The 22,549-nt window shown below is 46.4% G+C and carries 22 protein-coding genes; 6 read left to right on the forward strand and 16 right to left on the reverse strand.

The features are described 5' to 3' along the window. Positions 1–4: 4 nt before the first annotated feature. Complete coding sequence (gene pyrC, locus AC2UZJ_RS03745; protein ID WP_486948780.1) at positions 5–1,063, reverse strand: dihydroorotase; 1,059 nt, start codon at positions 1,061–1,063, stop codon at positions 5–7. A 29-nt stretch (positions 1,064–1,092) separates the two neighbouring features. On the opposite strand from pyrC, the gene AC2UZJ_RS03750 reads away from it, so the two are divergent. Further along, the gene (locus AC2UZJ_RS03750; RefSeq protein ID WP_486948781.1) at positions 1,093–1,905 is read left to right on the forward strand and encodes an alpha/beta fold hydrolase; all 813 of its coding nucleotides are present in this window, start codon (positions 1,093–1,095) and stop codon (positions 1,903–1,905) included. Here AC2UZJ_RS03750 and AC2UZJ_RS03755 read toward each other — a convergent pair. The 8 genes from AC2UZJ_RS03755 to AC2UZJ_RS03790 all read right to left on the reverse strand — a co-directional run bounded on the left by AC2UZJ_RS03755 (position 1,876) and on the right by AC2UZJ_RS03790 (position 7,847). Next, entirely contained in the window at positions 1,876–2,877 is a 1,002-nt protein-coding gene (locus AC2UZJ_RS03755; RefSeq protein WP_486948782.1) for an L-threonylcarbamoyladenylate synthase, read from the reverse strand. The two genes, AC2UZJ_RS03750 and AC2UZJ_RS03755, sit on opposite strands and share 30 nt — an antisense overlap. Continuing rightward, the gene (locus tag AC2UZJ_RS03760) at positions 2,870–4,039 is read right to left on the reverse strand and encodes a 5-(carboxyamino)imidazole ribonucleotide synthase (RefSeq protein WP_486948783.1); all 1,170 of its coding nucleotides are present in this window, start codon (positions 4,037–4,039) and stop codon (positions 2,870–2,872) included. Before AC2UZJ_RS03760 ends, AC2UZJ_RS03755 begins: the two co-directional genes overlap by 8 nt. Further along, entirely contained in the window at positions 4,039–4,545 is a 507-nt protein-coding gene (gene purE, locus AC2UZJ_RS03765; RefSeq protein ID WP_486948784.1) for a 5-(carboxyamino)imidazole ribonucleotide mutase, read from the reverse strand. Before purE ends, AC2UZJ_RS03760 begins: the two co-directional genes overlap by 1 nt. A 5-nt stretch (positions 4,546–4,550) precedes the next feature. Continuing rightward, a complete protein-coding gene (locus tag AC2UZJ_RS03770; protein ID WP_486948785.1) occupies positions 4,551–5,429 on the reverse strand; it encodes a phosphoribosylaminoimidazolesuccinocarboxamide synthase in 879 nt (292 codons plus the stop codon). 21 nt (positions 5,430–5,450) lie between these two features. Next, on the reverse strand, positions 5,451–6,515 hold the full coding sequence (gene fba / locus AC2UZJ_RS03775) for a class II fructose-bisphosphate aldolase (protein WP_486948786.1): 1,065 nt from the start codon (positions 6,513–6,515) through the stop codon (positions 5,451–5,453). A 72-nt stretch (positions 6,516–6,587) separates the two neighbouring features. Continuing rightward, entirely contained in the window at positions 6,588–7,205 is a 618-nt protein-coding gene (gene mog / locus AC2UZJ_RS03780) for a molybdopterin adenylyltransferase (protein ID WP_486948787.1), read from the reverse strand. Between the two features lie 25 nt (positions 7,206–7,230). Beyond that, on the reverse strand, positions 7,231–7,512 hold the full coding sequence (locus AC2UZJ_RS03785; protein ID WP_486948788.1) for a hypothetical protein: 282 nt from the start codon (positions 7,510–7,512) through the stop codon (positions 7,231–7,233). After that, positions 7,509–7,847 carry a metallophosphoesterase gene (locus AC2UZJ_RS03790; protein WP_486948789.1) on the reverse strand — a complete coding sequence of 113 codons (339 nt, stop codon included), beginning with the start codon at positions 7,845–7,847 and terminating at the stop codon, positions 7,509–7,511. Before AC2UZJ_RS03790 ends, AC2UZJ_RS03785 begins: the two co-directional genes overlap by 4 nt. A gap of 72 nt (positions 7,848–7,919) precedes the next feature. Here AC2UZJ_RS03790 and AC2UZJ_RS03795 point away from each other — a divergent pair, with 72 nt between their 5' ends. The 3 genes from AC2UZJ_RS03795 (at position 7,920) to AC2UZJ_RS03805 (ending at position 11,239) form a co-directional block, all read left to right on the forward strand. After that, positions 7,920–8,738, forward strand: a complete 819-nt coding sequence (locus AC2UZJ_RS03795) for an NAD-dependent epimerase/dehydratase family protein (protein WP_486948790.1) — start codon at positions 7,920–7,922, stop codon at positions 8,736–8,738. A 21-nt stretch (positions 8,739–8,759) separates the two neighbouring features. Then, complete coding sequence (locus tag AC2UZJ_RS03800) at positions 8,760–10,076, forward strand: MATE family efflux transporter (protein WP_486948791.1); 1,317 nt, start codon at positions 8,760–8,762, stop codon at positions 10,074–10,076. Between the two features lie 194 nt (positions 10,077–10,270). Continuing rightward, entirely contained in the window at positions 10,271–11,239 is a 969-nt protein-coding gene (locus AC2UZJ_RS03805; RefSeq protein ID WP_486948792.1) for an MBL fold metallo-hydrolase, read from the forward strand. A gap of 109 nt (positions 11,240–11,348) precedes the next feature. Here the strand turns inward: AC2UZJ_RS03805 and AC2UZJ_RS03810 are convergent, their stop codons facing one another. Genes AC2UZJ_RS03810 through tkt form a run of 3 tightly spaced genes read right to left on the reverse strand, consistent with a single transcriptional unit; the run spans position 11,349 to position 15,640 of the window. Further along, entirely contained in the window at positions 11,349–12,554 is a 1,206-nt protein-coding gene (locus tag AC2UZJ_RS03810) for a phosphoglycerate kinase (RefSeq protein WP_486948793.1), read from the reverse strand. A 5-nt stretch (positions 12,555–12,559) separates the two neighbouring features. Continuing rightward, positions 12,560–13,576, reverse strand: a complete 1,017-nt coding sequence (gap, locus tag AC2UZJ_RS03815) for a type I glyceraldehyde-3-phosphate dehydrogenase (protein WP_486948794.1) — start codon at positions 13,574–13,576, stop codon at positions 12,560–12,562. Positions 13,577–13,588: 12 nt separating this feature from the next. Then, complete coding sequence (tkt, locus tag AC2UZJ_RS03820) at positions 13,589–15,640, reverse strand: transketolase (RefSeq protein ID WP_486948955.1); 2,052 nt, start codon at positions 15,638–15,640, stop codon at positions 13,589–13,591. A gap of 127 nt (positions 15,641–15,767) precedes the next feature. Between tkt and AC2UZJ_RS03825 the strand changes: the two genes are divergently transcribed. Continuing rightward, positions 15,768–16,526 (forward strand): 16S rRNA (uracil(1498)-N(3))-methyltransferase, encoded by a 759-nt coding sequence (locus tag AC2UZJ_RS03825; RefSeq protein ID WP_486948795.1) that lies wholly within the window; start codon positions 15,768–15,770, stop codon positions 16,524–16,526. A 2-nt stretch (positions 16,527–16,528) separates the two neighbouring features. Here the strand turns inward: AC2UZJ_RS03825 and AC2UZJ_RS03830 are convergent, their stop codons facing one another. From AC2UZJ_RS03830 to AC2UZJ_RS03840, 3 genes are all read right to left on the reverse strand, one after another. After that, entirely contained in the window at positions 16,529–16,999 is a 471-nt protein-coding gene (locus AC2UZJ_RS03830) for a barstar family protein (protein WP_486948796.1), read from the reverse strand. Between the two features lie 163 nt (positions 17,000–17,162). Further along, a complete protein-coding gene (locus AC2UZJ_RS03835; RefSeq protein ID WP_486948797.1) occupies positions 17,163–19,451 on the reverse strand; it encodes an NADP-dependent malic enzyme in 2,289 nt (762 codons plus the stop codon). 113 nt (positions 19,452–19,564) lie between these two features. Continuing rightward, on the reverse strand, positions 19,565–20,455 hold the full coding sequence (locus tag AC2UZJ_RS03840) for a hypothetical protein (RefSeq protein WP_486948798.1): 891 nt from the start codon (positions 20,453–20,455) through the stop codon (positions 19,565–19,567). 53 nt (positions 20,456–20,508) lie between these two features. Here AC2UZJ_RS03840 and AC2UZJ_RS03845 point away from each other — a divergent pair, with 53 nt between their 5' ends. Further along, positions 20,509–21,666, forward strand: coding sequence for a pyridoxal phosphate-dependent aminotransferase (locus AC2UZJ_RS03845; RefSeq protein WP_486948799.1), 1,158 nt, complete (start codon positions 20,509–20,511; stop codon positions 21,664–21,666). A 16-nt stretch (positions 21,667–21,682) separates the two neighbouring features. On the opposite strand, the gene AC2UZJ_RS03850 is transcribed toward AC2UZJ_RS03845, so the two are convergent. Continuing rightward, positions 21,683–22,522, reverse strand: coding sequence for a transglycosylase SLT domain-containing protein (locus AC2UZJ_RS03850; RefSeq protein ID WP_486948800.1), 840 nt, complete (start codon positions 22,520–22,522; stop codon positions 21,683–21,685). Positions 22,523–22,549 lie beyond the last annotated feature (27 nt).

Here is a 22,549-nt window from a genome sequence, read left to right on the forward strand (position 1 = left end):
AAGCTTATTTTACGAAGCGCCATTTAAGGCGCTCACCGGCTGCTAATGGCACAATTTGATCATTAGCCATTGGCAGCACTTCAGGGATGGTGTGCTCTACGCGCTCTAAGGTAACGTAATCTTCATTTACAGGTAAACCGTAAAAGGCCGGCCCATTCAAGCTAGCAAAGGCTTCCAGTTTATCTAGCTTTCCCACTGACTCAAAAGCTTCTGCATATAACTCTAAGGCGTGATAGGCCGAATAACAGCCGGCACACCCACAATCCTTTTCTTTTTGCCCTTTCACGTGCGGCGCGCTATCGGTGCCTAAAAAGAATCTATTACTATCACTAGTGGCCGCAGCAATCAGGGCTTGGCGGTGTTTTTCACGCTTTAAAATGGGTAAACAATACCAATGTGGCCTTAGTCCACCATTAAAAATAGCATTACGATTATATAATAAGTGCTGAGGCGTAATGGTAGCGGCTACCGGGCCTTCTGCCGTAGCCACATAATCCGCACCCTCTTTAGTGGTGATGTGCTCAAACACCACTTTTAACTCCGGAAATTGCTGGCGCAATGGTAGCATCACTCGATCTATAAATACCGCCTCACGGTCAAATACATCTACCGCAGGGTCTGTCACTTCGCCATGTACTAACAGCGGCAAATCATGCTTTTGCATGGCCTCTAAAGCGGATCCACAATGCTTCAGAAGGTCAGTAACGCCTGCATCCGAGTTTGTGGTTGCACCCGCTGGATATAGTTTCACCCCGTGCACGATTCCTGACGCTTTGGCCTTGGTTATTTCCTCTGCTGAGGTATTATCTGTTAGGTATAAGGTCATTAAAGGTGTGAAGGCAGGTGAGCGTGGGTCTTCACCTAAAGCCATCACAATACGATCTTTATAAGCAATTGCTTGCTCAGTGCTGATAACCGGGGGTGTTAAATTAGGCATAATAATAGCTCGACCAAACTGCTTTGCTGTATGCGCCACCACCGATTGCAATACCGCACCATCACGCAAGTGCACATGCCAATCATCGGGACGTAGCAATCGTAATTGCTGAGTCGTTACTGTCATAACTAATCCTCTTCTATAATTTTATATAAATGCCTAACTATTTACCGCAACACATTACCGTTAGCTGGGACGGGAAAAACATAGAAATTGAATACCAGTGGGTAGGTTTAAACGATTCTAATGCACCTCTTATGATCTTCTTGCATGAAGGCTTGGGTTCTGTACGCCATTGGCAACAATGGCCAGATCAACTGTGCCAGCAGCTAGGCTATAGAGGCTTAGTTTACTCTAGATATGCCTATGGCCACAGCACACCACGGCCAGCAAACGAACTCTGGCAAAGCAATTATTTACATACAGAAGCACAACATGCTTTACCTGCCTTGCTTAAAGCCTTAAAGATACAACAACCTTTTAGTTTATTTGGCCATAGTGATGGGGCAACCATCGCCCTGCTTTATGCAGCTATGCCAGAAAATCTCGCTAAAAACATAATTATCTTAGCCCCGCACCTGTATGCGGAACCTGAAGCCATTGCCGGGGTGCAGCAAGCCATTCATTGGTATGAAAAAGGCGACTTGAAGTCTCGCTTAGCACGCTATCATGCGGATGTGGATTCGGCCTTTTGGGGTTGGGCAGGCGTTTGGGGTAACGAGCACAGCCTAAGTGCTTGGAATATAGAAAAAGAAATTCAAGCCATACGCTGCCCTGTACTAACCATTCAAGGTACTGATGACGAATACGCCACCTTAGCACAAGTGCACGATGTGAAAAAAAACATCCCTCACGCTGAACTGTGCATATTAGAAGCGTGCCGCCACTCTCCCCACATTGATATGCCTGAGACAGTGATTAAATTGGTGCAAGATTTTCTACGTAAAAGCGGCAGCGGCACGCCCTAAACGATCATTTATCGCGGCCCAAGACGCAGACTGCGGCGGCTGCTGCACATAAATGGCCTCATAGCCTTGGGCATCTAGCTCACGCAGCATGCTGTAGAGCTTACTGGCGTATAAAGCAGCCTCTTTGGGTGCTTGATAACAGGACACACCTTCTGGCACAGCAGCGTCTAGGGTGATGACCACAGCAAACTGCGCAGGCAAAGCGGAAATTTGCGCTTCAGACAACAAATACAAAGGAGTACGAGGTGCATAATGCGCTTTTAAAGAGCCTGATACCCTAGGCGCAGATGCATCTTCGGTGTGGCTTTTGTCTGCAAGCCCGACCTCTACACCTAATACACCTGCAATCTGCTCTGCCGTAATGCTTCCGGGTCGCAATATAACAGGGCCTACGCCCTGTTCTATACGTGACAAATCCACAATGGTGGATTCAATACCTACATCCGCACTCCCACCTGATAAAATATAAAGCTCATTTGGATTTACCTGAGGAAACTCATCTCGCACATGCTGCGCTTGGGTGGGTGACACTTGGCCAAAACGATTAGCCGAAGGCGCTGCCACCCCCGCCCCTGGCCCTTTAATTTGAGTAAAAGCTTTCAATAAAGCTTGGGCTACGGGATGCGAAGGACAACGCAAGCCTATGGTGTCTTGCCCACCACTAATGGCAGCTAAAGCCTGCTCAGCACGCGGCAAAATTAAGGTTAAAGGGCCCGGCCAGAAAGCATCCATCAATAACTGAGCCTCAGGCGAAATAGGTGATGCCCATGCTGAAAGATCGGCATTAGGAGCCACATGCACAATAACCGGGTGGTTTGTAGGCCGGCCCTTAGCAGCAAAAATAGCGGCCAAGGCTTCAGGGTTAGAGGCGTCCGCCCCTAAGCCGTATACCGTCTCTGTGGGGAAGGCGACTAGCTGCCCCTTTGCTAAACGCTGAGCAGCATCATTAATTTGTGCAGTTATATCAGCCATACCATTTTAATCCTAACACCTCAGCGGCTTTTTGTGCCCTGTGTTGAGCTTCATGATGATTAGCGCCTACTACGGTAACATGACCCATTTTACGGGCTGACCGCGCTTCGGCCTTGCCGTATAAATGTAAATAAACACCCGGTATAGCTAATAACTGTGCCCAATCTGGCTCCCGGTATTGTTCGCACTCATCAAACCAAAGATCGCCTAATAAATTGAGCATGATTGACGGTTGCACTATTTGGCTACTACCTAAGGGTAAGCCTGCCATCACACGTACTTGTTGTTCGTATTGACTGCTTAAACACGCTTCAATGGTGAAGTGGCCACTGTTATGTGGCCGCGGCGCCACTTCATTCGCTAACAAAGAACCATCTGCCAGCACAAAAAACTCTACACACATCACGCCGTAATAGTCTAAGGCTTCTGCAATGGCCACCGCAGCCTGCTGGGCTTTCTCATGAAAAGCAGAGAGATTTTCTGGGTTTGCCGCCGTGGATATAGCCAAAATACCGTCTCTATGCTGGTTATGCGAGGGCGTATAAATAGCCGTTTCACCGTCTAACCCACGAGCTACCACTACAGAAATTTCATCTTCTAAAGGCTGTAAGGCTTCCAAAACACAATCCACTTCCCCAAACTCGGCAAAGGCAGCTAAGGCTTCTTCTTTGTTTTGTACTCGGGCTTGGCCTTTGCCATCGTAACCAAAACGGGCGGCTTTTAAGATAGCAGGAAAAAGCACATCACTGGCTGCGTGTAAATCAGCAGCATTACGCACTGCCACATAGGGCACAACTGGTACACCTGCTTGGGCAATAAATTGCTTTTCAATAATACGGTCTTGCACTATGGCTACAGCACCACCACTAGGGGTGACTCGCGTATGTTTTGCTAAAAAGTTCAAGCTTTGTGCGGGTACATTTTCAAATTCAGTGGTAATAGCGGGACATAATTTGGCTAATTGCTGCAAAGCGGTGGTATTGTCATACGCCGCACAAATATGTTTATCTGCCGCAGCACCAGCAGGGCTAAAGCGATCAGGGTCTAAAACGGCCACCTTATAGCCCATACGTTGTGCCACATGACAAAACATACGCGCCAACTGCCCACCTCCGAGCATACCTAGCCACTGACCGGGTAAAAGTGATTTTACTGTAGACATTATTCTGTACCCAAGGCAGGTAAATGCATAGCACGCGCCGTTTCAGTTTGAGCGGCCCTAAAGGTATTAAGCTTTGCTTTAAGGCTACTGTCATGTACCGCCATCGTGGCAATAACGTGTAAGGCTGCATTGGCCGCACCGGCTTCGCCGATGGCAAAGGTCGCAACCGGTACCCCTTTAGGCATTTGTACTATAGAAAGCAAGGAATCCTCACCTTTAAGATACCGTGAAGGTACAGGCACACCAAACACCGGGACCTCTGTGAGCGCCGCTAACATACCGGGTAAGTGAGCGGCGCCACCCGCTCCCGCAATAATAGCGTGATAACCTTCGGCGGAAGCGTGCTCACCGTACGCCACCATATCATGCGGCATACGGTGAGCGGACACAACTTTAGCCTCAAAAGGTACACCAAAATCGGTTAAAACTTTCGCCGCCTGCTGCATTACAGGCCAATCAGACGATGAGCCCATAACAAGACCAACTTTTATTTTTGCTGTGGTCATTTCAACTACGCTCCTAAACGGCTTACAGCTTCAGCATATTTTGCCGCTGTTTTTTCTATGATGTCTGCAGGTAAGCGGGGTGCGGGTGCGGTTTTATCCCAATCTTGGGCTTCTAACCAATCGCGCACAAATTGCTTATCAAAAGACTCTGGATTATGGCCTACAGCATACGTAGCCGCATCCCAGAAACGGGAAGAATCAGGTGTTAATACTTCATCCATCAAATGTAGTACGCCCTCGTCATCTAAGCCGAACTCAAATTTGGTATCAGCAATAATAATTCCTCGCTGCGCCGCGTACTCAGCCGCCGCACTATATAAAGCTAATGTAATGGCACGCAACTTTTCAGCTAGCTCTAAACCCAGCTCATTAACCACATATTCAAAACTGACGTTTTCATCATGAGCCCCTACTTCCGCCTTAGCCGCTGGCGTAAAGATGGGTTCATCCAACTTTTGTGCTTGCTCTAAGCCAGCGGGTAAAGCAATGCCGCAAATAGCACCTGTTTTTTGATAATCCGTCCACCCTGAACCCACTACATAACCGCGGGCTACGCATTCAACCATAATAGGTTTTAAGCGCTTGACCACCATAGAGCGATCTTTTACCAAAGCGTGTTCAGCAGCAGGCACCACGCTAAGTGGGTCTACGCCCGTAGCGTGATTGGGAACCATATGAGCGAGCTTTTCTAACCAAAACTCAGTCAAATGCGTTAACACCGCCCCCTTACCGGGGATAGGATCATCAAGGATCACATCAAAGGCAGAAAGACGGTCTGAGGCAACAATCAAAAGATGTTTGTCATCGATCGCATACATATCACGTACTTTTCCTCTACCAAGTAAAGGCAGTGATTGCAGCGTGCTTGAGGATAGAGCAGGCACAGTTTTTGATCCTATGAATAATTATTCGACGCGCTGAGCAAGCTCACCCGCTGCGTATTTAACCGCCATTTCGCTCAGGGGAATGGGCTTAATCTTAGAGGCGTTACCAGCCGTACCAAACTGCTGATAACGCGCCACGCAAATGGCTTTAGCCGCTTCACGTGCTGGCTTCAAAAACTCACGTGGGTCAAATTTCTCTGGGTTTTCAAACATAAATCTACGCACAGCAGCCGTCATGGCTAAGCGAATGTCGGTATCAATATTGACTTTACGTACGCCAAACTTAATGGCTTCTTGAATTTCAGCTACGGGCACACCGTAAGTTTCTTTGATGTCGCCACCAAACTGACGGATCTCTGCCAACAGCTCTTGAGGCACACTGGAGCTACCATGCATGACTAAATGCGTATTAGGTAAACGAGCGTGAATTTCTTTCACGCGATCTATAGATAAAATATCGCCAGTGGGTTCACGGGTAAATTTATAGGCACCGTGGCTAGTACCAATAGCAATCGCCAAGGCATCGAGTTGGGTACGGCGCACAAACTCAGCCGCCTCTTCGGGACTAGTTAAAAGCTGATCCATAGTGAGAGTGCCCTCAAAACCATGACCGTCTTCTTTATCGCCTTGCATGGTCTCTAAAGAACCTAAGCAGCCGAGCTCTCCCTCAACGGTAACGCCTAACTTATGCGCCATTTCAACCACTTTACGGGTCACTTCAACGTTGTATTCGAAATCAGCAACCGTTTTACCGTCTTCTTTAAGAGAACCATCCATCATCACACTAGAGAAACCCAGATCTATCGCGCCTTGGCAAATAGCAGGAGACTGACCGTGATCTTGGTGCATGACCACTGGAATATGCGGATAAGTCTCAACTGCCGCTTGAATTAAATGTTTAAGAAAGCCTTCGCCAGCGTATTTACGCGCTCCAGCGGATGCCTGCATGATGACAGGACTATCTGTCTCATGGGCTGCTTCCATAATGGCCTGGACTTGTTCGAGGTTGTTAACGTTAAACGCTGGGATACCATAATTATGTTCAGCGGCATGATCGAGCAACTGACGCAGGGAAACCAAAGCCATGATGAATTCTCCTTGTAGCAAATAGTGAAAATACGCACTGTCTAGTGCGTATAGAATATCTTGATTTTAGCACTAACGACGTGCTGATTTAGGCCTAAATGCGGCCACTACGTTTTCATTTGTTTCTATGTATGGCCCACCGATCAGATCTATGCAATACGGTACAGCGGCAAATACGCCGGCCACTACCGATTTACCATCTGCATCTTTTAAGCCTTCGAGCGTTTCCGCGATAGCTTTGGGCTGACCGGGTAAATTAATAATAAGTGCTGCGTGATCGGCGGTTTCACGAATCACTGCCACTTGGCGCGATAAAATAGCCGTGGGCACAAACTGCAAACTAATTTGACGCATTTGCTCCCCAAAACCCGGCATTTCCTTAGTGGCCACATCTAAGGTGGCCTCAGGGGTAATATCTCTGCGCGCGGGGCCGGTACCACCGGTAGTTAAAACCAGATCACAACCCAATTCATCTACTAACTCTATTAATGCGGCCGACACCTGATCAGGCTCATCAGCTACTAACCGCGTGGCGTATTGAGAAGGTTGTACTAAGGCTTTATCTAACCATTCTTGTAAAGCAGGAATGCCTTCGTCTTTATACTCACCGGATGAGGCACGGTCTGATACGGAAACCAAGCCTACGAGTAATTGATCGGGGTGTTGACGTTCTAAACGTGTAGTATCCATTATGTATCCTAAATATTTTTATATTTTAGACGGCAATAAATTTAGAGGCATCTAATTGACTTTCACCATCAAAGCGATAGGCTACGAGCTGCCCACCTCTGGCCACGCTGTAATCTAAACAAGCAATTTGTGCCGTCAAGGGCTGCGGTTTGCCGCTAAACCAATAATGACCCACAAAAGTCGGCCTATCAACCGCTGCATAAGGCGCTAAGACCTCATCAACCTGAATAATAGGCAGCTGGGCCGCCACGCCTGAGGGTAAAAAAGCCACTTCTGCCAAGGTGCCTTTATCTTCCCACCACTTCAAACGGGCTTCAACCCGTTTATGGCCACTTTTGTCTTTAAAATAATGGGGTGCAGTGCTTGACCTTGTGCATCATAAAAGGTCCAACCAATGGCATTAAGTTCGTGGTTACCCATTACCGTACGCGCGGAACCTGCATCTATCATGTTTTTTACGGTGCGTAATACCTCTAATTGCTGCGGCCCCCTATCAATCAAATCCCCTAAAAACAAGACCTGACGTTGAGCGGGGTGAATGAAGGTATCGTTTTGCTGTTGATAACCTAATTTATACAATAACTCATGCAATGCGTCCGCATGCCCGTGAATATCACCAATAATATCAAATTTTGCCGTCACCACTCCTCCCATTGCCTAGAATAGAACAATCCCACACTAACAACCACTATTACAATCATAACAGGAGCGATTATGATCAATCTCTTAGTTTGGATAGGTGCCGGTGACTTAGCACAACGTACCCTACCCTATTTAAATCAAAAAAACTGGCAATCCACTGCGGTTAATCGTAGTGGTCAAGCCACAAACTTTCAATCTACTCTGGCGGCAGACGTAACCACGACGGCATCTTTAAGCACACTTCCTGCAGCCACTCACATCGTTTATAGCGCTACGCCGGGGGGTCGCACTCCTGAAAACTACGCCGCAGTCTATGAAACGGGCTTAATAAATCTTTTGGAAAACATAGATAAAAACACCTTAAAACACTTTGTGTTCATTTCTTCCACTGCCGTCTATGGCCCACATCCAGATGCCCAAGATGAACTCTCCCCCCTCAGTCCGCCAGCATTTAATGGCGAAGCGCTGCTTAAGGCGGAAGCGTTTTTACGGGCCGAATTAGGCGATAAGTTAACGGTTATTCGATTTACTGGTCTGTATGGCCCAGGGCGTAATTATTTATTTAATCGTTTACGTGAAGGCAAAGTGACTGTTAACCCCGCGGCTGATAATTATGCCAACCGTATTCACATTGAGGATGCCGCCCGTGTATGCGCGCATGTGCTACAACTGCCTGCGCCGGCAGACTGTTACCTAGGCACTGACAATACCCCTTTAGCTATCAGTCAGCTTTATAAGCATATAGCACAGCGCTTAGGCGTCACTGCTCCTACGTTAGATAGTAATCTAGCTTATGATAGCAAGCACTTCTCTAATCAACGTTTACTCCAGAGCGGCTTTGATTTCCTATATCCAAACACTCTGCAAGGCTATGATGCACTTTTGGATTAACTGTCTTCTTGTCTTTTCTTAATGTCTCCGAATAATTACTTACGTCTTATACGTTTAGCCTTACCCATTATCTTAGCCAACTCGGCCGTGCCTATTTTAGGTTTAGTAGATACTGCTGTAATTGGCCAAACAGGCGATGCTAGCGATTTGGGAGCAATTGCCTTAGCCGCGTTAGTATTTAGCTTTGTGTACTGGGGTTTTGGTTTTTTGCGCATGGGCACTACGGGGTTTATGGCACAAGCACACGGTGCCAATGATCACGATGAAATGCATGCTTTAGTTTTTCGTACGATTTTGCTAGGACTGCTCATAGGTATTAGTCTCATCGTTTTGCAAAAGCCCATTGAACTCATTGCTACGCATTTCTTAAATGCTAGCCCAGCTGTGAATACCGGCGTACGTGATTATTTCTATATACGTATTTGGGGTGCACCTGCCACGCTTATGACCTTTTCCTTATTAGGAACGTTTATAGGCATGGGTTGGACCACCCATTTACTGTGGGTGCAGCTACTATTAAATGGCCTCAATATGGCATTGAACGTAGTGTTTGTCATGGGTTTGGATATGGGGGTTAAAGGCATAGCTTTAGGCACAGTCTTAGCTGAGTGGCTGGCTTTAACCTTTGCCTTATTTTTACTATTGCCAAAAATGGAACTCCATCAACCGTGGCAACGAGCTAAAGTTTTACAACATCGAATATTCGATAAGCTACGCATGTTAGCGTTATTTCAAGTGAATCGGGATATCATGATTCGCACGCTAGCATTAATTACCGGTTTTGCTTGGTTTGCGAAACAAGGCGCTAACTTTGGTGATGAAACCCTAGCGGCGAATCATATTTTGCTGCAGTTTGTTTCTTTATCCGCTTTTTTCTTAGATGGCTATGCCAATGTGGCAGAGATGCGAGTGGGCCATGCTTATGGAGCTAAGGACAAAGTGCGCTTTCAACGTGAAGTTACTGACACCACTGTCTTAGCTGCCGTCACCGCCTTATTACTAGCAATACTGGTATTTCTCTTTGCCAATGTGTTTATTACCTGGTTAACACAAGACGTAGACGTGCAATATACCGCCTCGCAGTATAAAAACTTAGCGGCGATTTATATTTTTGTGTCTTTTGCCGCCTTTCAGCTTGATGGAATTTTTATTGGAGTGACTCACACTAAGGCTATGCGTAACTCCACCTTAATAGCTCTAGGTGTGCTTGTAGGCTTAGGGACTTGGTGGGCCAATCAACATCAAAATACCGGATTGTGGTGGGCCTTAATTATGTATGTAATAGCCCGGGCGGTGGTATTAAGCTGGTATTACCCAGCCATTATGAAAAAAACTTAGCTTTTCTCTTACTGCAGAGTCATAACGTTTTCTTATAGTACTCCCCATATTTACTATAACTAGTATCTCTTTTTTTCCAGCTATACTTTATTTCACTATATGGCAAGCTTGTTTTAAGAAGGGTAAAGCGCGCACAACCATATAAATAAAAATTCGAACTATTACTCACTAGATAGAGAGAAAAAGAGAGAGACATGAATATAACTAAATTATCCAAAGCCTTAACAGGTATCGCTTTAGCTATTTGCTCAACTAGCCTACTGGCTGGTGATTTCAAAGTCACATTATTAGGCACCGGTGTACCTAATCCTCGCCCAGAACGTTTTAGTCAAAGCACTCTCATTGAGGCGGGATCACAAAAACTTATTATTGATGTTGGTAGAGGAACCGCTATACGTGTATGGCAAGCTGGCGTACCTATGGGTAGCATTGATGCTCATTTTATTACTCATTTTCATTCTGACCATACCAGTGGCATTCCTGATTTATGGCTTACCGGCTGGTTACGTCCTCAATATGCTCAGCGAACCTCTCCTTTTGTTATTTACGGACCTACCGGCATTAAGAAACTCATGGATGGTTTACAGCTCGCGTATGAAGATGACATTAAAATCCGCTTAGAAGACGAAAAAAATCCTCCTGAAGGTATTGCGGTAGAAGCCCATGAATTTGAAACCCCTGCCGTGGTTTATGAAAAAGATGGTGTAAAAGTCACCAGCTTTGAAGTGGATCATGGTGACGTAATTAAACCTGCCGTTGGTTATAGAGTTGATTATGATGGCCGCAGTGTAGTTATCTCTGGCGATACACGTCTAAGTGATAATGTCATTAAACAGGGTAAAGATGTAGACATACTTATACACGAAGTTGCTGCCATTAAGCCCGAGCTACTCAAAAAATCCTCTGCCTTCCAACGAATTTTTGCTCACCATGTTTCACCTGAACAAGCTGGAACGGTATTTGAGCAAACCAAACCCAAAATGGCAGTCTATAGTCATATCGCTCGTTATGATGATGCGGAAATCTCCGCTCCCACTGACGAAGATATTATCAATGCCACCCGAAAAACGTATGCAGGCCCATTAGTAGTAGGGGTGGATTTAATGCAGTTTGATATTGGTAAAGAAGGAATAAGCATCAGCGTATTACCCGCCTCCAAATAAAGCAGCCGCTTGGAACCCGTGATAGATCAGATAAAAAAAAGCAGAATAATACTATTCTGCTTTTTTTTAGACTACAAATTCAATTTATAAACTCAATTTATAAACTTAACTACGATTTACTCAAAGCGCGCTGCTCTAACACCGCCACTGCAGGCAGTTTTTTACCTTCTAAAAACTCCAAGAAAGCACCACCGCCCGTGGAGATATAGCCCACCTTATCCGCAATGCCAAACTTCGCTATGGCCGCTAAGGTATCACCACCACCGGCTATAGAAAAAGCGTTTGAATCGGCAATGGCATTGGCTAAAGTACGCGTACCGCTGGCAAATGCAGGAAACTCAAACACTCCCACAGGGCCATTCCAGACGATGGTGCCGGCATTGCGCAAAATATCCGCTAACTGTCGTGCAGACTTCGGTCCTATATCTAAGATCAGATCATCGTCCTCTACATCGGTGGCGGCCTTAGTGGTGGCCGTGGCATCGGTCGAAAAGCTTTTAGCACAAATCACATCAACAGGTACAGGAATGGCTGTCCCGCGCTGCTTCATTTGCGCTATAACTGCCTTAGCCTCATCAATTTGATCGATTTCAGCTAAGGATTTACCAATGGCTATGCCTTCTGCCGCCATGAAAGTATTAGCAATGCCGCCCCCTACAATAAGCTGATCCACCTTATCGGCTAATGCGCTTAATATAGATAACTTCGTAGAGACCTTCGCCCCACCTACAATGGCTACTAAAGGACGCGCTGGATCTTTAAGGGTACGCCCCAATGCCTCTAACTCAGCCGCTAACAAGGGTCCCGCACAAGCAATAGGAGCAAAACGGGCTATGCCTTCTGTGGAGGCCTGCGCACGGTGAGCTGTGCCAAAAGCATCGTGTACAAAAACATCACACAAGGCTGCCATTTTTTTAGCTAAGTCTAAATCATTGGCCTTTTCACCCACATTGCATCGGCAATTTTCCAGCATAACCACTTGCCCAGGCTCTACCTCCACACCATCTACCCAATCACGGCGTAAGGGCACAGGCCACGCCAGCATCTTTGCTAGACGTTCTGCCACAGGGGCCAGCGAGTCTTCAGGCGTAACCACACCCTCTTTGGGACGCCCTAAGTGAGAGGTAACCATGACTGCTGCGCCCGCATCTAAGGCCATACGTATGGCCGGTAAAGAGGCTTTGATGCGGGTGTCTTCGGTAATCTCGCCATTACTCAGGGGCACATTCATATCAGAGCGAATAAAAACCCGCTTACCTTCCAACTTTCCCGCTGCAGCCAGCTCAGCCAACGTAATAATTTGATGAGTACTCATAGCAATTATTTAGCAGCCATCATCGCAGCAGTGGTATCTAACATACGCACAGAAAACGCCCATTCGTTGTCATACCAGGCGGCGACTTTAACCAAGCGACCAGAGACCTTCGTTAATAAGGAATCCACAATACTGGAAGCTGTGCTGTGATTATGATCAATTGAAACTAAGGGCTCATCACAATATTCCAATACGCCTTGTAAACGACCTTCAGCGGCTGTTTTCAAGATAGTATTCACTTCTTCTACCGTGGTGTCACGCTCTGCCACAAAAGTGAGATCAACCATAGAGACGTTAACCGTAGGAATTCGTACGGCATAACCGTCTAGCTTCCCGTTTAACTCCGGCAATACTAAACCAACCGCGGCCGCGGCACCGGTTTTAGTAGGAATAATGCTTTCTGCGGCAGCACGCGCACGGCGTAAATCTTTATGCGCCACATCAATCAACACTTGATCATTGGTATAAGCGTGAATGGTAGTCATTAAGCCATTAACCACACCTAGTTCTTGGTGCAAAGGTTGTACTAAAGGTGCGAGACAATTTGTGGTGCACGAAGCATTTGATACCACAGTATCAGTGGCTTTAAGCACATCGTGGTTTACACCGTAGACCACGGTAGCGTCTACATCCTTACCGCCAGGGGCTGAAATCAGCACTTTTTTAGCCCCCGCTTTAAGGTGAGCACCGGCGGCTTCTTTAGTGGTAAAACGGCCGGTACAATCCAATACCACATCTACGTTAAGCTCACCCCAAGGCAATTTGGCGGGATCACGCTCAGACAATAAATGGATGCGATCGCCATCTACAATTAAAAACTTATTGTCTTCAGACAAAGCCACATCTGCATTAAAACGACCATGCACGGAATCATAGCGTGTTAAATGACGGGCCACTTCATCTTGGCCAGGAGCGTTAATGGCCACGATTTCAATACCGTGCTTTTTACCGTACTCATAGTGAGCGCGTAATGTCATTCGGCCAATGCGACCGTAACCGTTAATAGCGACACGAATAGTCATTAGAAAATTCCTTTACAAAATTTGCTCTACGGCTTGAACCAGCTTAGCTGCCGTAATCCCAAAATGCTCGAATAATATTCCTGCTGGAGCCGACTCACCGTAAGTATCTAAACCTATTACAGCGCCGTCTAAGCCCACGTACTTATACCACCCAGAAGTGGATCCTGCTTCTATAGCCACACGCGGCACATGTGGTAATAGCACACTATTACGCCACTCTGCGGATTGCTCATCAAATACATTAGTGCACGGCATAGACACCACACGCACGGCAACCCCTCGATTTGCTAACTGTTGCTGGGCATCTATAGCAATCCCTACTTCAGAACCCGTGGCAATAATAATGGCTTGAGGGTCTTGGTTTTCAACATCACTCAACACATAACCACCCCGAGCAATAGCAGACACTGTATTTGCATCACGGGCCACAAAGGGTAGATTTTGACGAGATAATAACAAGGCACTGGGCCCACCGTCTTTGACTTGCATACCCACACTTTGTGGACGTGATAAAGCTTCCACCCAAGCCACTGCGGTTTCCGTGGTATCACACGGACGCCATACGTGGAGGTTTGGAATTAAACGTAAACTGGCAGCATGCTCTACAGACTGATGCGTAGGGCCATCTTCGCCTAAACCAATGGAGTCATGCGTAAACACGTGCACCACACGTTGCTTCATCAGCGCTGCCATGCGGATCGCATTACGGGAGTAATCAGAAAAGGTCAGAAAGGTGCCGGCAAAAGGAATATAGCCGCCATGTAAGGCGATGCCATTCATAATGGCGGCCATACCGAATTCGCGCACACCATAATTAATATGACGCCCAAACTCCAGCCCATTTTCATTCACCCGTAATGGGGCAACCCCTTCCCAATTGGTAAGATTTGAACCGGTGAGATCAGCGGAGCCCCCTAGCATTTCTGGCACATGTTGCACCAAAGCGGTAATGGCTAACTGAGAGGCCTTACGTGAAGCTACGGTTTTTGCTTCGTTATTAGTTTGTGCGATGAAATCTTGGGCTTTTTGCGCAAAATCAGTTGGTAACGCGCCACTCATACGACGATTTAACTCGGCTGCTAGCTCAGGGAATTCAGCTTTATAAGCACAAAAGCGCGTATTCCACTCGGACTCCATTTCTGCTCCAGACGTTTTAGCATCCCACAGCTCGTAAACCTCAGTCGGGATCACAAACGGGGCATGAGGCCATTCAATGGCCGCGCGGGTGAGGGCAATTTCATCATCACCTAGGGGCGCACCATGCGACTTTTCAGAGCCAGCTAAATTAGGCGAACCTTTACCAATTTCAGTGCGACAACAAATTAACGTAGGCCCTAAGTTTTTAGCCGCATCCGCTTTAGCTTGGGCAATGGCTGCATCTACTGCTTCAGCATTATGACCATCCACATCCGGAATCACATTCCAGCCGTAACTGCGGAAACGTTCTGGAGTATTATCGCTAAACCAAGGCTGCACCTGACCGTCAATAGAAATACCGTTGTCATCATAAAGCACAATCAGTTTAGACAGCTTTAAGGTACCAGCCAAAGAACAGGCTTCATGGGAAATCCCTTCCATAAGACAACCATCGCCAGCAAACACATATGTGAAGTGATCAATCACCGTGTGATTTGGGCGATTAAACTCTTTAGCCAGCATGGCTTCAGTTAAAGCCATACCGACCGCGTTAGCCAAACCCTGCCCAAGCGGGCCTGTGGTGGTCTCTATGCCTGCGGTATACCCGACTTCGGGGTGCCCAGGCGTACGCGAATGCAGTTGACGGAAGTTTTTAAGCTCTTCTATGGGTAGATCATACCCCGTTAAATGTAACAAAGCATAAATCAACATGGAACCGTGACCATTTGATAGAACGAAACGGTCGCGATCAAACCAATCAGGGTTGGTGGGATTGTGTTTTAAGTGTCTATGCCATAAGACTTCGGCAATTTCAGCCATGCCCATGGGGGCACCGGGGTGACCGGATTTGGCTTGTTGAACGGCATCCATGGCCAAGGCGCGAATTGCATTAGCCATAGTTTTAGCAGTGGAAGATGGAATATCCATGAGGTGCTCACCAGCAATCAGAAGTTCTAAAAGGTTTGATTTTAGCATTATTGCGCCGCACTAGGCGTCTCTGTGTTTTCTAGCTTAAAATCAATACCATCCCTTTCTTTTTATACGACTCTTTGCTATGAATCTGCCCCGTTTCTTTTGTGAAAATAACTTAGCCACCGCCTTAGAGCATGGGCTAGCTGTGCGTTTAGATAAAGCTATTGCCCACTACATGCAGCGCGTTTTACGGCTGCCAGATCAAAGCCAAGTGCTGTTGTTTAATGGTCAAGGCGGAGAGTACCTAGCGCACTTGCACTACGAAGCGAAGACTGTACAAGCTCAACTACTACAGTTTCACGACATAGAGCGTGAACTGCCTTGGCAGATTTCTATAGCCCAAGGTTTAGCCACTGGCGATAAAATGGACTGGATTTGTGAAAAGGCGGTGGAAATGGGAGCGAGCAGCCTTATTCCTATTGCCGCCAAACACAGCACCTTAAAACTCAGCGGCGAACGCTTAGAAAAGCGCCTAGCTCACTGGCAACGCATTGCACAAGCAGCCAGCGAGCAATGTGGCCGCAACCGTTTACTGAAGGTAGAGCCTCTACAAACCATGGCTCAGTTTACGCAAAATGTAGATAACAATACACAACTGTTATTTTGTGATCCTGATGCCAGCCAAGACTTTACTGCCGCCTTTGCACAGGCAGCAGACATAAATAGTACTCATTGGGTATTACTCATAGGCCCTGAGGGCGGTTGGTCTGAAGAGGAAAAGAAAATGGCACTAACTAAAGGTGCCATTGCTATGCGTTTTGGTAGCCGAGTATTACGTACCGAAACGGCTGCTATTGCCCTACTGGGCGCTATACGCGGCCAGTTAGCTTGGACCGATTAAGATTAATCGTCAAAACCACCCGCATACGGTGCGGGACTCACTCCAGGCTCTGGGTCTGGGTGTTTACCAGCATGTACTATGCTATAGCCAAAGTAACGACCTTTATTACTAGAAAAATCCGTTACATCATTACAAACACTAAGAATTGCCTCAGCCCCTTCTGCTAATGCGGGATCACCCGTGTGGAGTTTATTAAACCATAAATACAACCCTGTTTTTTGATCTAAAACCGTGTCACATAGGCAATCATAAAGTGCATCTAAGTCTTTACCAATAAACTCAGGGTACTCAACGGCTTTAACAACAGCACGCAACACAGCAGACAGACTGCGTGCACGATCACATTCTACTACTATGGCAGTAATATCTGCCGCTTTAGCTAACTGAAAAGCCTCTTGGTACTGAGATTCGGTGACATCAATCAGGCCACCTGCCTGCAACAAAGCCTGCAGCGACTTAGGCGCTTGATTCATTAACCTGCCTCCTGACTTAGGGTGGATAATAACTGGATTTTAACTGTAATCATTGCGATATATGTTTATGCAATTATGCAGCTAAGGCTGTTTGCAGCCTTGCTTGCATAATAAGATTTTAATAAGGTTTTAATAAAAAAATAATTAGGTATTGATTGGGAAATTACGCTTTGACATTCGCCTCTAATATTGTCATGGCCGTCATGTTAATAATACGACGCACAGAAGAGGTAGCTGTCAAAATACTAATCGGCGCATTCGCACCGAGTAAAAATGGCCCTATGGCAGCTTTACCACCCCCATCGGTTTTCAGTAAATTATAGGCAATATTTGCCGCATCTGCGCTAGGGCAGATAAGTAAATTTGCAGAACCTGATAAAGTGGTATTAGGCAAAATGCTTTTGCGCATTTGCTCATCTAAAGCACAATCGCCATGCATTTCACCATCTACTTCTAAATCGGGGGCTTGCTCACGTATGATAGCTAAAGCCTCACGCATTTTTACACTATTAGGTGTAACCTCTGTACCAAAATTAGATCGTGATAACAAGGCCACTTTAGGCTCTAAGCTAAAACCTTTCATACGCTCAGCGGCTGCTATGGTAATTTCAGCTATTTGCTCAGCAGTGGGATTGTCGTTTACGTGAGTATCAGCAATGGCCACCGTGCGCTCACCTAATAGTAGTATGTTCATCGCGCCATATGTTTTGGCGCCCGGAGCTTTACCAATCAGCTCATCCACATAACGTAGATGATTTCCGTAGGTGCCTACCGTACCACAAATCATGCCATCAGCTTCACCTAAATGTAGCATCATGGTGCCAATAAGAGTAAAACGTCTGCGCATTTCTACCCTGGCCATTTCTGGCGTTACCCCGTCTCGGCAGCGCAACTCCCAGTAATTATTCCAATAGGTATTAAAGCGATCATCTTGCTCAGGATTAGTGATCTCTACATCCACACCAATGCGAATGCGTAAACCATAGCGTTTAATACGCTGCTCAATGACTGAGGGACGACCTACTAAAATGGGCTTTGCTAGCTTTTCATCCACCACAACCTGCACAGCACGTAATACCCGCTCATCCTCACCTTCAGCATAAACAATGCGCGCCTTACCGCCATCTTTAACCAAGCCTTTAGCAATCCCATAGATGGGTTTCATAAAGGCGCCGGAGCGATACATAAACTGTTGCAGCTGATAGATATAGCTGGTGAAATCACTAATAGGACGAGTGGCAACCCCATCCATCATTCCTGCTTGAGCTACTGCAGGCGCAATACGTGAAATCAGGCGTGAATCAAAGGGTTTGGGAATAAAATACGTGGGACCAAACTCATTATTATCTAAACCATAAGCGGCTGCAACCAACTCATCTTGCTCTTCTCTAGCCAACTGACATATGGCATGCACTGCGGCTTTTTCCATACTACGTGTAATGGTAGTAGCTCCAATATCCAAAGCACCGCGGAAGATATAAGGGAAGCACAAAACATTATTCACTTGATTGGGGTAGTCTGAGCGGCCTGTGGCCATCACCACATCATCACGCACCGCATGAGCCACCTCAGGCAATATCTCTGGCTGTGGGTTAGCCAAGGCTAAAATTAATGGCCTAGGCGCCATTTTCGCCACCATCTCGGGCTTTAAAACATTCCCAGCAGATAGACCTAAAAACACATCAGCTTCTGCTATTACATCGCCCAGCAAACGTGCCTCTGTACTTTGCATATACTGCGCTTTTTTCTCGTCCATTAAGACAGTACGGCCCTCGTAGACCACCCCTTCAATATCGGTAAGCCAAATATGCTCTTTGGGAAGGCCTAGGTCCACCAGTAAATCTATGCAAGCCAACGCCGCTGCACCCGCACCTGAAACCACTACTTTTACTTTTTTTATATCTTTTTCAACAACAGCTAAACCATTTAAACAAGCAGCGGCTACACAAATAGCTGTACCGTGTTGATCATCATGAAAGACGGGAATATTCATACGCTCCCGCAGCTTGCTTTCCACTTCAAAACATTCAGGGGCTTTAATATCTTCGAGATTAATGCCGCCAAAGGTAGGCTCTAAACCTGCAATAATATCTACGAGCTTATCAGGATCATTTTCATTGATTTCAATATCAAACACATCAATGCCGGCAAAAGCTTTGAATAACACCGCCTTGCCTTCCATGACTGGCTTAGAAGCCAAGGCACCTATATTGCCCAAACCTAAAACAGCAGTACCATTTGTAATAACACCCACTAAATTGCCGCGCCCCGTATACCTATACGCATTTTGAGGATCAGCTACAATTTCCTCACAAGCCGCAGCTACCCCTGGTGAATAGGCCAACGCTAAATCCCGCTGGTTTGCTAACTGCTTAGTAGGAACCACTGACAGCTTACCCGGGCGCCCTTGCTCATGATATTCCAGCGCGGCTTTACGAAAATTTTCATCCATTATGCTAACTACCCCACAAGAGTAAATACTGATTAGAAAAAAGCAGACATGTAACTATCTTACTCGCTCGCACCATTTTAAACATGCTGCGGCACAACATTAAACAACCCAACCTAGGCGTTTTGGCTAAAGGAAAACAACCCTTCAGGATCAAAAAGCTGTTTGATAGCCGCATCTAACTCCTGAGCGGCCATTTGCAAAGTGGGGTCAGGATTAATAGAGGGGGCAAAAGGCACTGGCGTTTTGCGCTCTTTTTTATTAATAACTACCCACTCTAAAATACCTAAATCGCCACCATGGCCTAAAAGCAAATGGGCTAAATTCAATTCGGTATTTTTAGTAGTAAATATATCTAATCGATAACGTCCTAACCATTGGGGTGGGTCTAATAACACCTGCGCTAGCTCAGAGTTTGCAAGCTGAAAGAGCTCGGGCACAATACGCCGTAAAAATGCCGTATTTAACGGTTTAGTGTTTTTCTCTCCAAATAAACCCAAGCTATTAACTGAACCATCAGCCGTCATTAAGGAAGCATGAACTAAGCCACTTTGTGGTAATTGCGCTAAGCTATAGGATTGCCATTGTGGATCAGCGAGCCAGTTAGCCACGCTAAGTTCATCAGGTAATGAAGAGGCTAAATCAAAACCTACTTCTCTGAGCTGGCCTAGACAAACACCTGCCTGCACGAACCACTGATTTTTTTGTGGGTCTATAGGCATCAACTGATTAAGTGCAGTTAAATCCAGCCACACTATCGGTTTAGTGCCATCACTGACGGGAGTATGCTGGCCCAAAACATAGAGACTGGCATCAAAGGCGTGGCATAATTGCCTAGCATGATGTAGATCAGCCAATATGCTTGGTCTGTACACCACTTGTTCTTCATGGTCTAGTCCACGCAGTTGCCCTTGGGTTTTACGTTGTAACTGCAATAAAAGTTGATCCCACTGGCTGACTTCTGGTGCTTTGGCACCGAAAAAGGCACGTCTAGATGCATCTTGCATTTTGCCCCCTTTTTACCTATTTACTATTACTTTTAATTCTTGAGACATCGTTTATGCCCCGCCTTGCCCACCGTACACAACTAGTTATGCCTTTTAGAGCGGTCGATCTTTTTAAAGAAGCCCAAGCCTTAATGGCTCAAGGGATGGATATTATTAGCCTTGGCATTGGCGAGCCTGATTTTACTGCGCCACCCTCGGTGGTAGAGGCCTTAAAAAAAGCGGCTGCTGCTGGCCATACACAATATACACCACCCTCTGGTATTACTGCACTCAAAGAGGCTATTTGCCATTACTATGTCGATCATTTTAATGCCACGGTAGATCCGGATCAAATAATGATTACTGCTGGAGCTTCTGGCGCCCTAAGTTTAGCAACCCTAGCTTTAATCAATGAAGGAGATGAGGTATTAATGCCTGACCCTTCTTATCCGGCCAATCAAAATTTCATACTCGCAGCAGGTGGTGTGCCTACTCTTATCCCTAGTACAGCTGCAAACCGCTACCAACTCACTGCCGCCGATATAGAAAATCACTGGACAGATAACACTCGCGGTGTGTTGATTGCCTCACCTAGCAATCCTACGGGCGCCACCATTGCCCCCGATAAGCTGAAAGCCTTAATTAAAGCCGTCAAAGCACGTAATGGTTTCATCATTATGGATGAAATCTACTTGGGTTTATATTATGAGGATCAACCGCAAAGTGCACTCTGTTTAGACCCAAGTCTTATTATTGTTAATAGCTTTTCCAAGTACTTCCATATGACAGGCTGGCGCTTAGGCTGGTTAATTCTACCTAAAGAGATTCAACCTGCCGTAGAAAAAATGGCGGCCAGCCTAACCATATGTGCCCCCTCGCCCGCTCAGCACGCGGCTCTCGCCTGTTTTGAGCCTGCGGCCATGGAAATTTACGAGCAGCGCCGTTTAGCCTTTAAAGCGCGCCGTGATTTCTTACTGCCCGCTTTTGATTCTATGGGGCTGCACGTGCCTGTAAAGCCCGATGGCGCTTTCTATATTTATGCTGACATTAGCCAACACAGCGATGACAGTCAGGACTTTTCTCATAGGCTGCTGCACGAAGCACAAGTTGCTGCTGTACCAGGTTTAGATTTTGGCCCGGCTTACGCCCAACAAATGATACGTTTCTCTTACGCCACGTCTTTAGAGCGTTTAGAACAAGCGGTGGAGCGCATGCAAAAATTTTTGGGCTAATGCCATCTTTTTTGCATTAATCTTTAACTGCAATCCCGGACGCCAACGCAATGCGGCGGCGTTCGGCCAGCACCTTAGCACCATACCCGCCATCACTGGGGCCTATGGCACCCACATAACAAGACAGTGCCCCGGTAATAGAACCTCTACGTTTACGACAATCCGCTAAGATCTGTGTACCTGCTCGTATATTGGCTTCAGGACTAAACACTGATAAATCGCCTTCGCTATACATCTCTAGCTTGTCCTGATGCACCCTAGTCATCACTTGCATTAAACCTTGTGCACCGGCATGACTTTCTACAAAGGGGTTATAAGTGGATTCAATAGCAATCACCGCCAATATCAGTAAAGGATCTATGTTCTTTTCACGCCCATTGGTATAAGCCATATGAATCAAGGCGTTAGTAATTTGCGGCGCAACTCTATATTTGCGTGAAATATAGCTGCGCAACGCTTGCAACTGCCCCGCAGACACTCCACTTATTTTTAAGCCTGCCGAAGACTGCTGTAATACTTGCGCAAAATCAGTATAGGCTGAGGGAGGCGGCAAACTCAGCGATTGCTCCGCTTCCTCTAATGATAACGTCGTAGTACTACCGGCATTTTTTTGCGTCCCAAACCAACCCAAGGTGGCGTATTGATCATTGCTTATCACTTGAGGGCGCAAAGCTTCAACCACCACATGATAAATTAAACTAGCTTGATCTCGCATAGACGGCACTACCGCACCCGCAGCAATGGTCACAATAACCGCTATGCCTAAATAAATGGCGCACAGATGTATAAACTCTGCCAGACGTGAGTTAAGTGCATAAAAGCCCTTAGCTATCCAAGTTTGTTGCTGTGCAGACATCGCATACACCTCAAAAAAAACATAAAT

The organism is Paenalcaligenes sp. DL 309 (genome assembly GCF_057475285.1).

Coding starts and splice junctions, on each gene's coding strand:
- pyrC (WP_486948780.1), bottom strand. CDS start 1,063: ATGACAGTAACGACTCAGCAATTACGATTGCTACGTCCCGATGATTGG.
- AC2UZJ_RS03750 (WP_486948781.1), top strand. CDS start 1,093: ATGCCTAACTATTTACCGCAACACATTACCGTTAGCTGGGACGGGAAA.
- AC2UZJ_RS03755 (WP_486948782.1), bottom strand. CDS start 2,877: ATGGCTGATATAACTGCACAAATTAATGATGCTGCTCAGCGTTTAGCA.
- AC2UZJ_RS03760 (WP_486948783.1), bottom strand. CDS start 4,039: ATGTCTACAGTAAAATCACTTTTACCCGGTCAGTGGCTAGGTATGCTC.
- purE (WP_486948784.1), bottom strand. CDS start 4,545: ATGACCACAGCAAAAATAAAAGTTGGTCTTGTTATGGGCTCATCGTCT.
- fba (WP_486948786.1), bottom strand. CDS start 6,515: ATGGCTTTGGTTTCCCTGCGTCAGTTGCTCGATCATGCCGCTGAACAT.
- mog (WP_486948787.1), bottom strand. CDS start 7,205: ATGGATACTACACGTTTAGAACGTCAACACCCCGATCAATTACTCGTA.
- AC2UZJ_RS03795 (WP_486948790.1), top strand. CDS start 7,920: ATGATCAATCTCTTAGTTTGGATAGGTGCCGGTGACTTAGCACAACGT.
- AC2UZJ_RS03800 (WP_486948791.1), top strand. CDS start 8,760: ATGTCTCCGAATAATTACTTACGTCTTATACGTTTAGCCTTACCCATT.
- AC2UZJ_RS03805 (WP_486948792.1), top strand. CDS start 10,271: ATGAATATAACTAAATTATCCAAAGCCTTAACAGGTATCGCTTTAGCT.
- AC2UZJ_RS03810 (WP_486948793.1), bottom strand. CDS start 12,554: ATGAGTACTCATCAAATTATTACGTTGGCTGAGCTGGCTGCAGCGGGA.
- gap (WP_486948794.1), bottom strand. CDS start 13,576: ATGACTATTCGTGTCGCTATTAACGGTTACGGTCGCATTGGCCGAATG.
- tkt (WP_486948955.1), bottom strand. CDS start 15,640: ATGGATATTCCATCTTCCACTGCTAAAACTATGGCTAATGCAATTCGC.
- AC2UZJ_RS03825 (WP_486948795.1), top strand. CDS start 15,768: ATGAATCTGCCCCGTTTCTTTTGTGAAAATAACTTAGCCACCGCCTTA.
- AC2UZJ_RS03830 (WP_486948796.1), bottom strand. CDS start 16,999: ATGAATCAAGCGCCTAAGTCGCTGCAGGCTTTGTTGCAGGCAGGTGGC.
- AC2UZJ_RS03835 (WP_486948797.1), bottom strand. CDS start 19,451: ATGGATGAAAATTTTCGTAAAGCCGCGCTGGAATATCATGAGCAAGGG.
- AC2UZJ_RS03840 (WP_486948798.1), bottom strand. CDS start 20,455: ATGCAAGATGCATCTAGACGTGCCTTTTTCGGTGCCAAAGCACCAGAA.
- AC2UZJ_RS03845 (WP_486948799.1), top strand. CDS start 20,509: ATGCCCCGCCTTGCCCACCGTACACAACTAGTTATGCCTTTTAGAGCG.
- AC2UZJ_RS03850 (WP_486948800.1), bottom strand. CDS start 22,522: ATGTCTGCACAGCAACAAACTTGGATAGCTAAGGGCTTTTATGCACTT.